14 protein-coding genes are annotated in these 14,871 nt (G+C 43.4%); 9 read left to right on the forward strand and 5 right to left on the reverse strand.

The window, feature by feature from the left end; translation table 11 throughout:
• Positions 1–266 precede the first annotated feature (266 nt).
• Positions 267–1,418, forward strand: coding sequence for a BamA/TamA family outer membrane protein (locus FLM53_RS19945; RefSeq protein WP_176679704.1), 1,152 nt, complete (start codon positions 267–269; stop codon positions 1,416–1,418).
• A gap of 82 nt (positions 1,419–1,500) precedes the next feature.
• Here the strand turns inward: FLM53_RS19945 and FLM53_RS19950 are convergent, their stop codons facing one another.
• The 3 genes from FLM53_RS19950 to FLM53_RS19960 form a co-directional block, all read right to left on the reverse strand.
• On the reverse strand, positions 1,501–2,058 hold the full coding sequence (locus tag FLM53_RS19950) for a PhnA domain-containing protein (RefSeq protein ID WP_017060062.1): 558 nt from the start codon (positions 2,056–2,058) through the stop codon (positions 1,501–1,503).
• Positions 2,059–2,290: 232 nt separating this feature from the next.
• Positions 2,291–4,711, reverse strand: coding sequence for a VolA/Pla-1 family phospholipase (locus FLM53_RS19955; RefSeq protein ID WP_176679703.1), 2,421 nt, complete (start codon positions 4,709–4,711; stop codon positions 2,291–2,293).
• A 14-nt stretch (positions 4,712–4,725) separates the two neighbouring features.
• Positions 4,726–5,973: a porin gene (locus FLM53_RS19960; protein ID WP_176679702.1), complete on the reverse strand. Its 1,248-nt coding sequence runs from the start codon at positions 5,971–5,973 to the stop codon at positions 4,726–4,728.
• Positions 5,974–6,331: 358 nt separating this feature from the next.
• Here FLM53_RS19960 and FLM53_RS19965 point away from each other — a divergent pair, with 358 nt between their 5' ends.
• Positions 6,332–7,414: a site-2 protease family protein gene (locus FLM53_RS19965; protein WP_176679701.1), complete on the forward strand. Its 1,083-nt coding sequence runs from the start codon at positions 6,332–6,334 to the stop codon at positions 7,412–7,414.
• A gap of 129 nt (positions 7,415–7,543) precedes the next feature.
• On the opposite strand, the gene FLM53_RS19970 is transcribed toward FLM53_RS19965, so the two are convergent.
• A complete protein-coding gene (locus FLM53_RS19970; RefSeq protein ID WP_176679700.1) occupies positions 7,544–8,332 on the reverse strand; it encodes a M48 family metallopeptidase in 789 nt (262 codons plus the stop codon).
• Positions 8,333–8,471: 139 nt separating this feature from the next.
• Here FLM53_RS19970 and FLM53_RS19975 point away from each other — a divergent pair, with 139 nt between their 5' ends.
• From FLM53_RS19975 to FLM53_RS19995, 5 genes are all read left to right on the forward strand, one after another.
• Positions 8,472–8,897, forward strand: coding sequence for a hotdog fold thioesterase (locus FLM53_RS19975; protein WP_017074330.1), 426 nt, complete (start codon positions 8,472–8,474; stop codon positions 8,895–8,897).
• 89 nt (positions 8,898–8,986) lie between these two features.
• Complete coding sequence (locus FLM53_RS19980) at positions 8,987–9,220, forward strand: DUF3389 domain-containing protein (RefSeq protein ID WP_176679699.1); 234 nt, start codon at positions 8,987–8,989, stop codon at positions 9,218–9,220.
• 164 nt (positions 9,221–9,384) lie between these two features.
• Positions 9,385–11,079: an SgrR family transcriptional regulator gene (locus tag FLM53_RS19985; RefSeq protein ID WP_176679698.1), complete on the forward strand. Its 1,695-nt coding sequence runs from the start codon at positions 9,385–9,387 to the stop codon at positions 11,077–11,079.
• Positions 11,080–11,109: 30 nt separating this feature from the next.
• The gene (locus FLM53_RS19990) at positions 11,110–12,018 is read left to right on the forward strand and encodes a DMT family transporter (protein ID WP_176679697.1); all 909 of its coding nucleotides are present in this window, start codon (positions 11,110–11,112) and stop codon (positions 12,016–12,018) included.
• A gap of 21 nt (positions 12,019–12,039) precedes the next feature.
• Positions 12,040–12,291: a hypothetical protein gene (locus FLM53_RS19995; RefSeq protein WP_017632610.1), complete on the forward strand. Its 252-nt coding sequence runs from the start codon at positions 12,040–12,042 to the stop codon at positions 12,289–12,291.
• An 88-nt stretch (positions 12,292–12,379) separates the two neighbouring features.
• Here FLM53_RS19995 and FLM53_RS20000 read toward each other — a convergent pair whose 3' ends face one another.
• Complete coding sequence (locus FLM53_RS20000; protein ID WP_176679696.1) at positions 12,380–12,988, reverse strand: DUF2238 domain-containing protein; 609 nt, start codon at positions 12,986–12,988, stop codon at positions 12,380–12,382.
• Positions 12,989–13,187: 199 nt separating this feature from the next.
• On the opposite strand from FLM53_RS20000, the gene FLM53_RS20005 reads away from it, so the two are divergent.
• Positions 13,188–14,027 carry an isopenicillin N synthase family oxygenase gene (locus FLM53_RS20005; RefSeq protein ID WP_017632612.1) on the forward strand — a complete coding sequence of 280 codons (840 nt, stop codon included), beginning with the start codon at positions 13,188–13,190 and terminating at the stop codon, positions 14,025–14,027.
• 163 nt (positions 14,028–14,190) lie between these two features.
• Positions 14,191–14,826, forward strand: coding sequence for a DNA-J related domain-containing protein (locus FLM53_RS20010; protein ID WP_176679695.1), 636 nt, complete (start codon positions 14,191–14,193; stop codon positions 14,824–14,826).
• Positions 14,827–14,871 lie beyond the last annotated feature (45 nt).

Raw genomic sequence — 14,871 nt, forward strand, 5'->3', positions numbered from 1 at the left:
TACTTATACAGTTGTTTCCCCAAAAGGCTCACTTAGAGCCTTTTTTTGTATCCGCATTCTGAGCTTCATCTCGTTAGGAAAGGTCATGTTTTGATGGGTTTGACCCTCTATATGAGAGTAGGGCAATACCACCGTTTGGCCTATTCTAGTCCTGTCGATTAAGGACCCCCTTTATTGGCAATAAGTGTTTAATTTCTATGTTTACTGCAAGGACGCAGACTTTCGGCCGGGTTTCATTACCCGGCCTTTTTTATGAGGCCAATCTTATGACTCGCTGCGGCGGCTTTGTTCTTCTTTCTTGCTCTCTTTTAACAACACCTTCTTTAGCATCGTTTTATGATCCTGTTGATGGTCAATTTGATATGGGGCATCACCTAGCAGAAAATGCCCATGGTTTTTTGCCTATTCCGATTTTGATTACCGAACCAGCGGTAGGTTACGGTGGCGGGGTAGCTGGCCTGTTCTTGCACGAGACAGATGAAGAGAAGCGACAACGAAAGCAGGCAGCGCTATCTGCTATTGATGGTGGTGCGCAGCTTGTTCCTTCTGCCATGTCAGTGGTTGGCGCAGTTGGTACAGAAAACGAGACTTGGTTTGTTTTTGGTGGTCACAGACGTTCATGGATGAATGACTCTATCCGTTATACAGGTGGTGGTGGCTTTGGTGTTGCGAACTTGGATTTGTATACATCCATCAATTGGGCGCCGATTGACCATGACATTAGAATAGGTACATCGACTTCCGTTGCGGTACTGTCTCAAAAGGTACAGTTTAGAATCGGCAATACGCCTTGGATGTTAGGTATTAAACAATTACTAGCAAAGTCTGAGATTGAATTTGAGAATACACTTTTAGATAAACTCTTAGGCAATGAATCGGTCACATCAGGCTTAGGACTAGAAGCCGAATATGACACGCGAGATAACTTATTTTATCCAACGAAGGGCTATAAGTTGTCCGCGGATTACATGATTTTCGACGATGCGATTGGTAGTGACTACAATTACCGTAATTTGAATATTGATGGGGAAGCCTATATCCCAATTACCAATAAATGGACATTAGGCTTGGCCGCAAACTATCAAAATTTCGAACAGCAAGATCTGTTTGTATCGCCCACAGCAAAACCGTATGTGTCTTTGCGCGGTGTGTCTTCTTACCGTTATCAAGGTGATGAGATTGAAACAATCCAAGGTCAATTGACGTATAGCATCAACCATCGTTGGAAGGTTTCAGGATTCTACGGTTCAGGAACTGCAAAACAAGATAGCAGCATAAGTCACGATAATACCGTGAATGCAGGAGGTGTCGGTTTCCGATACCAAATCGCAAGACGTTACGGTTTACACCTTGGAATGGACTACGCGCAAAGCCATGAAGAACGCGCTATCTACTTTAATATCGGTAGTGGCTTTTAGAACAACCCAAAACTTGAATTTTTCCCAAGAAAAAGGCGCTAGTCAGCGCCTTTTTAATTTCTTATCACTTGCTACAGTAAGATTACTTCTTACGGCAGAACTCAGCGATTACGTACATTGATTGACCGCCGTTTGTTTTACCAGAAACAAGCTTAGGATCGTCACCAACGCTGATACCACGGATAACAGTACCTTGCTTAATCACTTGGTTAGTACCTTTGATTGGCAGGTCTTTGATTACTGTTACGTCGTCACCTTTCTTAAGTTCAACGCCGTTCACGTCAAGAGGTTTGTCATCAGCAGACATACCGATTTGTGCCCAAACTGACGTTTCTTCTTCAAGGTACATCATGTCTAGCGCGTCTTGAGCCCAGCTTTCAGTGTTCAGACGAGTAAGTTGACGCCATGCAGTTACTTGAACTGGCGCTTCTTGACTCCACATGCTGTCAGTTAGACAACGCCAGTGGTTGATATCTTTAGGATCGTCAATCTCACCAAGACATTTGTCACATACCATGATGCCGTGATCCACTGTTACGTGGCTGTGTGGCGGCACTGCGTATGCAGTAAGAGAAGAATCAGAACCACATAGTTCACATTTAGATTGGCAGCGTTCTAGCATAGTAGCTTCAGAAGACATAATGGACTCACATTTATTAGGTATTAAATTTACGGGGCTATTATCCACTTTATTTACAATAAAGAAAGAGGTCGTACGGTATTCTGTCTTGATTAATTTTAGCTGAGATCAACCATTTGTGTTTTAAAGTTTTATGCAAACGGTTAACTAGGGAAGGTTGGGCAGTCATAGAAATAAAAATGCCAGCGGTTAGGCTGGCATTTGGTTTAATTGGAAGCTACTTAAGCTTTAGTTACTCTAATAGTGCACTCGGCGCTGCTGCACCAAGGCTATCCGACTTTAAGAAATCGGTTACTTGGGCTCTCATTGATAGAGTATGAGAGGCATCAGAAAGGTCTGCTTTTGGCCCAATAATCGTAGAGTGCTTAGCCGTTTCGTTATACTGAACAAACACGCGGTTTCCAGTTGAAGGGCTAGCTTTTGTAGAGTCATCCAACGCTAAAGTTGCATCTAATCCTTCTGAACCAACAAATGAAGCCGTGTAAGATAATGGATTATCGTCATCATCATTACCATTGTTTGGTACAGTTTCATCATTTTGTGACTGGATCAACAACGTTGGATAGCTTGAGCTAAATGATGACAAATCTTCAGTATTGGACAGTGAATGTGGATCGACCGTGTCAATAAGGGTTTGAGCGGCGACTTTAAATGCAACTAGTTCAGTTTCAATTGCTGCAGCGCTAGTTGGACTTCCAGTAGCAAAAGCGGTGTAACAGTCACCATCTTCAATGTTGTTGGTCGCACAAGCTGTAGCGACTGAATCCTTGTAAGCCGTATTCAGCTGCTTAGCTAAATTATGTTTAATTTCAGGACCAAACGTTTCAGAAGCAAACAATAATTCAGCTATGTGACCACCTGAATTAGCATATACCGCCGAGCTAAATTTATGTGTGCCAGCAATTTCTGATGTAGCTACTGAAGTAAATCCAGTAATACCGCCCAGTGAGTGGCCCATAAACTTCACGGTTGTGTCTTTTACATCAACTCCTGCCAATGGTGTGCCGGAAAAATCATTCCCCACTTTTTCAAGAGCCATACGAAGACCTATTACATCAAGCGCACTTTGACGGATATTGTCACGGGCAACAGGCAAAGCACTTAGATTCAAGTAGTACAGAGCATTATCGTTAGTTGATATAGCACCGCCAGCAAGTGATCGAGAGCCATGAATAGGGTGATCAATTGCTATTACTGCAAGACCCTCGGCTGTTAAATTAGCAGCAAACGCATACGCATTCTCTTTTACAGTGGTTATACCGTGCTGATAAATAACTACACCTGAAGGAGTCCCTGTTGTTGGTGTGAATAAAAGTACATCAACAGCCTCGAGTGATTTAACTTGTGGTATTGGCGAATACTGAGTGACAATGCGTTCACTATCTAGGGCTGTCCCACTAGAATCTTTTGTGAGTGTTTTCCCCATTAGAGTCGTGACATCAGTTGCGCTCAGGTTTGCTGGATCTAAGCCTAATGCTACTAGTTCAGCACCAACGTGAGAACTTGTAGAACTGTCAGTTAATGCGCTTTTGATAACCGCTAGACTGTCCAATGCTGATACGAATGGCGTCACTGAAAACTTAGTTGGATCAGTTTCTAAGAAGTATGGAAGCTGAATGGTGCCTTTAGTTACATTTACAGTTGTTGTGCTAATTCCGCCGTTAGTGTAGAGGAGTTTTATTCCACCAATTAAGGTCGCGGTTTCTGTAGCATCATCATTTCCGAGATATTTTTTGAAGTTGGCATCACCAGCGATTGCAGCGTCAAATAGTGCTGTTGATGACGTATCTAGGTTAAGATCATAAGCATTAGTTAAATCAACATTATTTGGGTTTGCGCTACCATTCCAGTAGGTCGCAAGTGGTGCTCCAGCATCTATCATTCCGCCAATCAACGTTGCTGTAGAGGCAAGAACATCACCCACGGAAGTTGTAGTAAACCAAGCTGAATACACAATCTTTTCCGCATCGACGCCAACAGCCGCAGCTATAGCTTCTTGACCTTTAATTAAAGTTTGCGCACTGGCTAAGTCACCTGTTGAATAAGTCTTAGTGCCTGTTTTGAGAGCCGCATAGCTTTGCGATGTACCTACTGGGTTACCATTTACATCAGTAACGTCGTCAGTAATTACAAGCAAATATTCAGACTTCTCATCAAAGGGAGTATTAGGTGTTATTGCTAGGTTTGAGCCAACTTTGATAACTCTGTATTCAGAGCTAGCAACAGGTGTTGGTACTTGCGCAGCTGTGGATGTGTCTGTTAACTTTTTAGAAAGCTTCAACAATGTCACTCCAGAAGTAATAACTGAAGGGGTGTCGCCAAAACCATCGCCTTCAAACTCGATGTAAATGGGCATGCTGGTCGAAAAGCCATCGGCATAGTTGAGTGCTGCTTTTGGGTTAGAAATGCTATCGTCTCCACCTGTTGGGATCGCTAGCGTGCCATCTGTAGAGTCAAATAATAGGTTATTGCTTAAAGGAACTGATGCATTACTGCCTTGCAAGAGCATTTTTTGAGTTGTCGCTCTTGCCAGAGACGTTTCTAGATAAGCTTCAAGTTGTTGGTTACTTGTACCCGAACTTTCAGTGTTGTCACCACAACCTGCTAGTAGGATCGCTGAACATAGTAGAGAGATCTTAAAGTTACGTTTCATGATACGATCCTGATTTAGTTAAAGGTGTAGTTAAGCTGAAGTGAAGAAAGATAAGCGGTGCCTTCTGCTTCGAAAGTCCTCTCTTGCTGGGCGCCATTTGTCTCAGTGAACTCACCGTCATCACTTACTACAAGTGCAAATCCGGCATCAACAGTCATATTTTCGCTCCAAACATAAGTGAAACCTGCGCTGTACCACATGCGATCACTATCAGGAATACTCAAAGTTGCTTCACCAGCTTGTTCGTCATAAGCGTAACCCGCTCTTAATGTCCACTTACTGTTTAGTTGGTACGTTGCACCCAGTGAATATCGATTGTTGTCTTCATATTTTTCCGGTTTGTAGAAGCACTGGCCAGCTACACCGTTGTCAGTACAATCTGGACTTGTTGCTTTTAATTCTTTGAAAGTGCTCCAATCGGTTTGTTGCCAACCGTAGTGAATTGCCCATTGTTCGTTAAGTTGGTGAAAGGCTGAAAGCTCTAGAATAGAAGGAAGCTCGATTTGAAGACGACCATCAACCTTGGGAGATGTTGCTCTACCTGAGTCGTAGCTGGTAAATTCTCCGTCATCGAAATCAAGATCAACAGAAGAGCGATAACCGATACTAAAGCGGTTATTTTCGTTCAGCTCATACATCGCCCCAACGTTCCAACCATACGCAAATGTCTCGCCAGTCATACCGATAAGTTTGTCAGACGGATTCCCACCAACCAAACCTGCGAGCTCACCTTTGTGGCGAGTAAGTTCAGCTTCCGCATACACAAGGTTTAAACCTGCACCAACACTAAATGATTCATTCACGCGATATGCAATATTTGGATTGAGATTGACAGACAAGAGCGACGTATCACCAGCCATATCACCAGCCGAGATGTCATCAGGGTAATCCGTAGCAACACCATAATTGGTGAACATACCGATACCCCAAGCCCATTTTTCGTTAATTGGGCTGATGTAATATGCGGCTGGCACTACTTGCAATGGAGCAACATCTTTAGAATGCTCGTTAGCATCAACGTCGTAAACGTTAACTTCGGGATCAACGATAGAAACCGCGCCTGAAAACTGTGCTGTATCAAATAGGGTCATTGCGGCGGGGTTTCTCGCTAGTACACTCGCGTTATCAGCTACTGCACCTTCACCTGAAAAGGCACGACCAAGACCTGAGGCAGAATGCTCAGCAACTTGGAAACCAGCCGCAAGTGAGTTACATGCAAATAGTACTGAAAGTGAAACGAGAGAGCGTTGTATTGTTTTCATCCTTGACCCTCCTAGGGCATCGAATTTCGTTATTATGGTTTGAAAACACACTGAGCATTTTTGGTGTTGAAGCTCTAATGTAAATGGCATGTTAAATTCATGTTTTATATAAAGTCAAAGAAAGAGTTGTTATTTTGTGAGGTTATGTTTTAAAGGGGCGGCACTTTAACATCAATAATATAAATATAATCAATGATTTATTCGTGGTTGGAGGTGTGACCAGATTGTTTATGCATCGTTGCGGTATAAATAGTGTTCAATAGCTCAATATGTAACAACTTTGTTTCTGTTTACCGCCATTCGCTAAATCGGCATAATATCGACTCATTTTGATAGTCATTAAATTGGAATTTTTAGTTTGGAATTACTCGCGATAGAGTTTCTTGGTAAACCGCTTCGTTTAGAAGGATCAATGGCAGGGTGGCAGCAGCTGTTTTGGGACAACACGTTAGTGTCTCAGCTGGATGCGACTTCAGAAGGCGACGATGTGAGAACACACACATTTACGCTTCGTTCTGGTGAAGAAACGTTGCAGTGTCACGTTGAATCTTCAGTTCAATGGCAACCCTTTGAGATGACCTATAAAGCGTCGGTTAATGGGCAAACCATTACCGAAGGAAATCGCAGCACCAAAGATATCGAACAGCAAACACCGGTTGTGGCACCTAAGCCTGAAAAACGTTTTAGTTTGATTGGTTTGGTGTCACTCGGAATGAAAGCGCTGAAGAGTGCTAAGTTGATTAAAGTTGTGCTTGCTTCTGCCAGTTTAGCGGCATATTCATGGCTGTTTTCTATTCAGTTCGCACTGGCATTGATCGCTTGCCTTATGTTCCATGAGTACGGTCATATCAGAGCAATGAAGTACTTTGGGATGAAGACAAAAGGGATCTACTTAATCCCGTTCCTTGGCGGATTAGCGCTTTCAGACGAAAAGATTAATACTCGATGGCAAGATGTGGTTATCTCGATCATGGGACCACTGTTTGGCTTGATATTGTCGTTGATATTTACGGTTTTGTACTGGGCAACTGGCGAGATGTTCTTCGCTGGTCTGGCCGTGTTTAACGCCTTGTTAAATCTATTCAATTTGCTTCCGATTTTGCCACTCGATGGTGGCCACGTGTTGAAAAGTATCAGCTTTTCGATGAACAGCGTGTTAGGCATTGTACTGTGTGTCGCAGCAGCCGTTTCAGGTGTCGTGTTGAGTTACCAATTGAACTTAACCCTGTTTGGTTTCTTATTAATCATGGGTAGTGTCGAGATTCTGTTCGAATGGAGAGGCCGTCACTATAGCCATTTGTTGCCATTAGACAGATACGGCCAAATCGTATCGTTCCTTTGGTATGTTGGCTTAGTAACAGGATTGATTGGTGTTATATGGTACTTCGCTTCAACTGGCGACCAATTACTGAGCCTACCGTTACAGATTCTAGGCACTTAACGCATATCTATAACTGAGTGACTGGTTCATAAAGCGCAGGGTCACCCAATACAAACAAAACGAAAAACGCCCTAACCATTTGGATAGGGCGTTTTAATATCTGCGGTTCTAACTTGTACGTTCGTCAAATCAAACTTTGCAATTTGGTTTAGTAACGTTCGATTGAGGCAGTGTCGAGATCTTAGTTTGTAGATCTTTAATTCGGGTACTGTGGGAAGGGTGCGTCGAAAGCAATTCTGGTGGTTGACTGCCGCCTGATGCTTTTGCCATGTTCTTCCATAAGTCAACACTCTGGTTTGGATCGAACCCAGCTTTCGCCATGTACTCTAGGCCTACAATATCAGCTTCAGATTCTTGAGTTCGACCATAAGGCAGAATGACTCCATATTGAACACCCAAGCCTAATGCAGCCATAGTCATGCCTTGATACTGTTTGTATTCTGATGAACCTAGAGCGACACTGGTGATCGATAAACCTGTATTGGCGAGTTGTGATTGTGATAGGCGTTCGTTACTGTGGTCAGCAAGAACGTGCGCTACTTCATGTCCGATAACCGTTGCCAGTTGGTCTTGGTTTACCGCGACATTGAGTAAACCTGTGTAGACGCCAATTTTTCCGCCTGGCAGAGCGAACGCGTTCACTTGGTCGCTATCAAAAACCACCACTTCCCATTCACTAAAGCCTTGCTTAGGAATGTGTTGAGTAATACTGTTCGCTACGCACTGAACATAAGCGTTGGTTTTTGCATCTTTACTGATGGGTTGCTCTTTCTTCATTTGTTCGAAAGACTGTGCCCCAAGCTGAGACATATCTTGATCAGAAAACAACAGCAGTTGGTTTCTTCCTGTCGGAGAAGCGCTACACGCGGTTAGGCCTGCAAGAGTGAGAAGCGAGGCAAACTTCGTCCATGACGTCATACAATATCCTCTGTGTATTCGGTTTTTATGCATGTTAACATCAACTTGCGTAATAACTAAGGGCTGTAAGATAACTAACAGCCAGTAATATAGAAAAAGCTATGCACGCGATAACAAGATCAATAATTAAGGACCCCACATGAGTATTTGGAAAAAGCCCGTTGACCTAGACACCTTCAACGCGACCTCAAAAAATACCTTAATTGAGCACCTCAACATTGTTTACACCGAGGTTAACGATAATTCCTTGGTGGCAACCATGCCAGTTTGTCATTTCACGCACCAACCACTGGGCATGCTTCACGGCGGTGCATCCGTGGTTTTAGCAGAAACACTTGGCTCACTCGCTGCAAACTTCTGCGTACCCGATGGTTACTATTGCGTAGGGCTAGACATTAACGCTAATCACGTTCGTTCTATGCGTGAAGGGCACGTTATTGGCACCGCTGAGCCTATTCATCTTGGCGTATCTACTCAAGTATGGCAGATAAACATCACTGATGAGCGTCAACGCTTGGTTTGTACAAGCCGTTTGACCATTGCAGTGAAGAAGCACAAACGTTAGTTCAGTAATTAAGGTGGGGCGCAGTATTCATCCTAGCCAAACCTGCTTAAACCTCATTTACACACTGTTTATTTTAGTTAGAGAAATCCATGGTCATAACGTTTAAAAGTGGAAAAGTCATCGCAACCCCTCATGAGTTGGTTGTTCGTTTGGAAGGTGAACATAGAGTCACATTACAAGCTCAAGTAGATGCAATTCAGCTGATCGGAAAAGGGGCAAACGTCATTTCTGCAAATGGCTCCGAGTGCAAATGGTCGATTAAATTAGACAACGAACAACAGCTTCGTGACATCGCTAATGAAATCGGCTGCGATGTGATGTAATTGGCGGTTATCACAGCGTTTATTTAAGCTTTAAACTCTCGGTTAGAGGTATTAAATCGCCCCGCATTCGTAATCCCTTCGTAAAATAGTATTAAGTTCGATTGATTTTGACTCATAAAATAGGGAAACTAAATTCAATATCCTTTGAATAAGTTTTCCTCTTTATGAGTAGCCCAAGACTTCGCGTTCAATTTGAAACCCTGTTTGAATACTTCGATGGCAAAGATTCTGATGTTCAGCTTGATGACATAACAGATGTGCTCTGTTGTACACGTCGTAATGCCAGAATGGTACTGAATAAGCTCGAAGAAGAAGGCTGGGTAGAGTGGTTACCTGCAGCGGGACGCGGTAAGTTATCTCAACTTATCTTTAAGCAGAATCGTTGCGATGTTAGTGAAAACCTAGCACGCCGCTACTTAGAAGAAGGTAAAATTGGTCAAGCCCTGTCAGTACTTGACCAAAATGCCGCCAAACTTACTCAAGTTATTCAAAACTACTTGGGCGTGCAGTATCAAGAGGGTGAACAGGTTATTCGTTTACCTTACTACCGTCCGCTCTCCATGCTTAATCCAACCAAATCGATGCGACGTTCTGAGCAACACATCGCTTGTCAGGTATTCAGTGGGTTAACTCGCTTAGATGAGAACGATCAGCTGCAGCCTGATCTCGCGCATTCATGGCAAAAGATAAACGATCACCAATGGCGATTTTTCTTAAGGCCGGGTGTCCGTTTCCATAATGGTGAACCGTTGTTAACGAGCCACGTTGTGGATACGCTGCTTTTACTCGAACCGCTTAACATGTTCTCGCATATTAAAGACGTATCTTCACCGGCAAATTGTGTGGTCGATGTCTTTTTAACGCGTCCAGATAAATACTTCCCACTCGCGTTAACTGAATCCGTCGCAAAAGTGACTCTGCCGATGATTTTACGTGGTGAAGATTACGATATTCGCCCAATTGGTACAGGCCCTTATCGCATTGAAAAAAATGACGAAAAGCAACTCGTGTTAACCGCTTTCAATGGATACTTTGGTTTTAGACCGTTGATCGATCGTGTTGAAGTTTGGGTGGTTGATGAAGCCTATTCGTCGATGGTTTACCCAAGCCTTTCTAAGCCAATAATGGCAGACCGTGGAGATAGTGATGATGAGGTCGAACTTGATCCGGGCTGTACATATTTACTATTGAATAGAAAAAAGGGCATCGCACAAGATCCAGATTGGGCTGAGTTTCTATCGAATGCGTTAAATGCGTCTGATTTGTTTGTACATATCCCTAAAGAGACCGTTATCGACTTGGGTGTACTGCATGCTTACGGAATCAAACCCGGTTGGTATGACATCAAGTTAAAGGTGCCAGTTTGTCCACCAGCAAGTGTTAAACCAAGTATCAAATTGGCGTATCAATGCCAACATCCGATGTTCCCAACCCTTGCAAAAGCGATCGTCACTGTGTTGAAGCAGTACAATGTCGATGTTGAGCTATTCGGTTACGAAACCGATCCACCACACGCTGATGATGTCGATATTTGGATTAACCCAATGGGGATTGCCAACAATAGAGACGATGCACTGGCCGGATGGTTGATGGATTACAGCTTTTTGGATGAATCGAGCCCGGCAGAGGACTTCGATCAATGGTGTCACATGATTGATCGTTGGCGCTCGGGTGAGTTCGAGCAATTCCCAGCAAGGCAGCTTGGCAAGCAATTGGTACAAAGCAACCAATTGATTCCAATGTTCCACTGCTGGCTAGGCGTAAACAAAGACCAATGCGGTACGTTGCAAAACGCTAAATGTAATGCACTCGGATGGTTCGACTTTAGTCAAGTTTGGGTAAAACCAGAAGTTGATTGAAACCAAAGGTAACTCGATTAGGACAACACAATGCAAACCGTGATTATCACATTCATTACGCTGGTGGCATTTGCTGCCAATTCAGTATTGTGTCGTTGGGCTTTAATGGATCAAACGATTGATCCTTTGAGCTTTTCGGTCGTGCGCATCTTATCGGGTGCACTCACACTTTTGATTTTATTGACCTTATCTTCAAACGCTAAACGTAAACAAGACAAAGTGGAAGGTAACGCTTCTATGTATACCAAGATTCGCTCTGAGCTCGATTTAACCGCGATATTAGCTCTACTGGTTTACATGTTCGGCTTCTCGTTTGCTTACCTAACATTAGGTGCAGGGCTTGGGGCTCTGGTACTGTTTGTCGCTGTTCAATTCACAATGATTGCTGCACACCTATTCGCTGGCAACAGAATGTCGTCGATTGAATGGGGTGGCTGTTTATTGTCTGTTGCAGGGCTTGTTTATTTGCTCATGCCGACGGGCGCAACAAGCTCACCAAATCTAATCTCCATCATATTAATGGCATTGGCTGGAGTTGGGTGGGGCGTTTACACGCTGGCAGGCAAGAAATCGACAAACGCACTTCAATCGACCACAGCCAATTTTGGTTTTGGTTCGTTATTCATTCTTGTATTGTTGAGTCTTCTAGCCTTCATTCCGAGCGTCACGGAACAAATATCCATAACCGAACAAGGTTTGATCTACGCAGTATTATCGGGAGCCGTGGCCTCTGGTGTGGGTTATAGCTTGTGGTATTACGTTGTGAAGAAACTCAATACCGTGGTGGCATCTATCGCGCAACTCTCTGTTCCAGTTATCGCGACACTTGGTGGTGTGTTGTTGTTATCCGAGCCTGTCACCATGCAATTTGTTATCTCTTCGACTGTCATTTTACTGGGGATAAGCTTGGTTCTTGTCGCCCCTAAACTTAAGAAATAAAGAGTTCAATCATTAACTTTTATGGCTAAACCAAACAAGAAACAACCGACCAAGACGGTTCAAATTTTCTGTGCGAAATGCAAGACACAACTTTTCAAGTATCGGAAAGGTGGTAAGGGTGCTCTCGTAAAGTGTTTTAAAGAACGTATTGTTGAAGATTTCACGACAGAGCCCTGCATTTGCCCTGAATGCGGTATAGAGTTCGCACGTGATACCTTAGTTCGAGGCACGCCAGCCTACAAGTTTGTTGGCGGTAAAGTAACGATGAAATGAAAATGCCACAGCACAAGTTGTGTGTGGCATTTCAGAGCTGTTATTGAAGTTAAGAACTGAGCTTGATGTTAAGAATCAGAAGCGAGTATCAATGAACTTTAACTCGCCCTTGAAGCTTGAGAAGTAACAACGAGACTATCGCTCCTGTTGTATCGCAAAGCATGTCTTTCTGTGCATCCCAAATATCACCTTGTGAGCCCAAGAACGCGATACCTTCATCACCACCTGCAATCTCCGCATACCACCACTCAATAATCTCATAACCTGCAGCAACACTCATGATGGTAAACAGAGCAAAGAAACACGCCAACACCGGTTGAGCCAATTTCTTACGAATCAAATATTCAGCGAGCGGGTAAGCATAAAGACCAATAGAAAAGTGCGCCACGCGGTCAAAGTTATTGCGTTCAGACCCAATCAGGTTATTAAACCAATCAAAGGGCACTTCAGCGAAGGTGTACTTAGCGCCAATCGTATGCAGAACTAACCAGATGAACATCAATACGTAAGCCGTCTTTGAAAAGGTAAGCTTGGTAGAGAGCCACCATATCCCGACAAGAATACCGAGCGCAGGAATGATCTCAGCAATCCAAACTGCGCGTGAAGAGGGTGCAAACGCTGAAAAAAGAAAGATAACAAGATAGACAGTAGTTAATGAGAGTAGAGGTCTATTTTGAGCAAGTGGCGTAATTGTCATCATCAGATCCTATATAAGTTTCATCCATAGTTACACAATAATGAACACTGTTCAATTGTAGTTTTATCACCAAATTTGTTGAAAAGTAGCGTTATCGCCCAGTATCTAGACAAACGGTTGCGAGAGTTTCACAAAAGTTTGATTTACAACAAAGCGAACCATAAAATCCCTCTATCACTACATAACAAGAAAGAAAGTCATGAAACTGGAAACTGTCGATTATCTTGCTGACGACGCAGCAGAACAATTTGTTCGCTCTCTACGTGAAACTGGATTTGGCGTACTAAAAAACCACCCAATCCCGAAAGAGCTTGTTGAGTCAATTTACGAAAACTGGTACCAATTCTTCATTTCTGAAGAGAAAGAGAACTTCCACTTTAATGTTGAAACACAAGATGGATATTTTCCACCTTCAGTGTCGGAAGTTGCAAAGGGCCACACTGTAAAAGATATTAAAGAGTACTTTCACGTATACCCTTGGGGTCAGATTCCTGAACAGCTGAAAGAACAGATTCTAGATTACTACCAACGCGCTAATGCTTTTGCTCAAGAACTATTAGGTTGGGTTGAAGCGCACGCGCCTCAAGAAGTACAAGAGAAGTTCTCAATTGCACTTTCTGAAATGATTAATGGCAGCGAGCAAACTCTGCTTCGCGTACTTCACTACCCACCAATGCAGGGTGATGAAGAGCCGGGCGCAATCCGTGCTGCTGCACACGAAGACATCAACCTTTTAACGGTTCTTCCTGCTGCAAACGAACCAGGTCTTCAGGTAAAAGCTCAGAATGATGAGTGGTTAGATGTACCGTGTGATTTCGGTAACATGATCATCAACATTGGTGACATGCTACAAGAAGCGTCTGGTGGTTACTTCCCATCAACGACTCACCGTGTAATCAATCCATCAGGTGCTCGCCAAGAGAAATCTCGTATTTCTTTACCTCTGTTCTTGCACCCGAAACCAGAAGTGGTTCTGTCTGAGAAGTACACAGCAAATGAATACCTAATGGAACGTCTAAGAGAACTTGGCGTTATCTAATTAGTCAGATTTCATACTCTAAAGGCCAGCATTATGCTGGCCTTTTTGTTTGATAAGAGCATAACTGATTGAAATTTATTTAGTTTGAAACTCGACAAACAGCACCAGATCGCTTTCAATTAATAAGATACACAAATGCATATGCCAATGGACTCAGTTAATCATGTTAGACAACACCGAATCATCGAGTCACCAAGATATTAGTCCTCAGTTTCAGGCTCATATGGAAAATCCGTTGCTTTGGCCGATCATGGAAGTGCTCAAACAACAGCCGAGTGGATGGAAAGTGCATACTTTGGCTGCGCACCTCAACGAACTTGGTTTAGTTCCTGTATTAGATACCGTGCCTGAAAAAGAACTGTTTAAGAAAAACTTCTTGATCATGAATGCGCTCTATCAACTACAAGAAACCTTGTATCCAGACAGCTGGCTTCAGGTCCAAGCCATGGACATTGAATTGATGAACGGGCGTTATCATGGCAGCACCCATACAATCGATCTTGAAGACCCACTGCGTGATTACTATATCAATTGGCTCAACTATGAAGCTGATGAAGGTGAAGTAAAGCGGCTGTTGAATGAGTTTTGGACGCGCTATAAGAAGTTTGTCGGCGGCAGTGAAACGGATATGGACCGAACCCATGCACTCAATTTATTCGAGTTACCGGTGGACGCGACTCAACACGATATTCGGAAGCGATGGAGACGCCTTGCGCTGCGTTGGCATCCCGATAGAGATGAAGGCAACACTGCTAAGTTTCAAACGCTATGCGAAGCGTGGAATGTATTGCGTGACTAAAAAGTTCCGCTTGGCCAGCTGATTAACTAAGCTCCAAGAAGAAAG

Origin of the sequence: Vibrio sp. Scap24, assembly GCF_013394185.1 — a bacterium.
GTDB lineage: Bacteria > Pseudomonadota > Gammaproteobacteria > Enterobacterales > Vibrionaceae > Vibrio > Vibrio pomeroyi.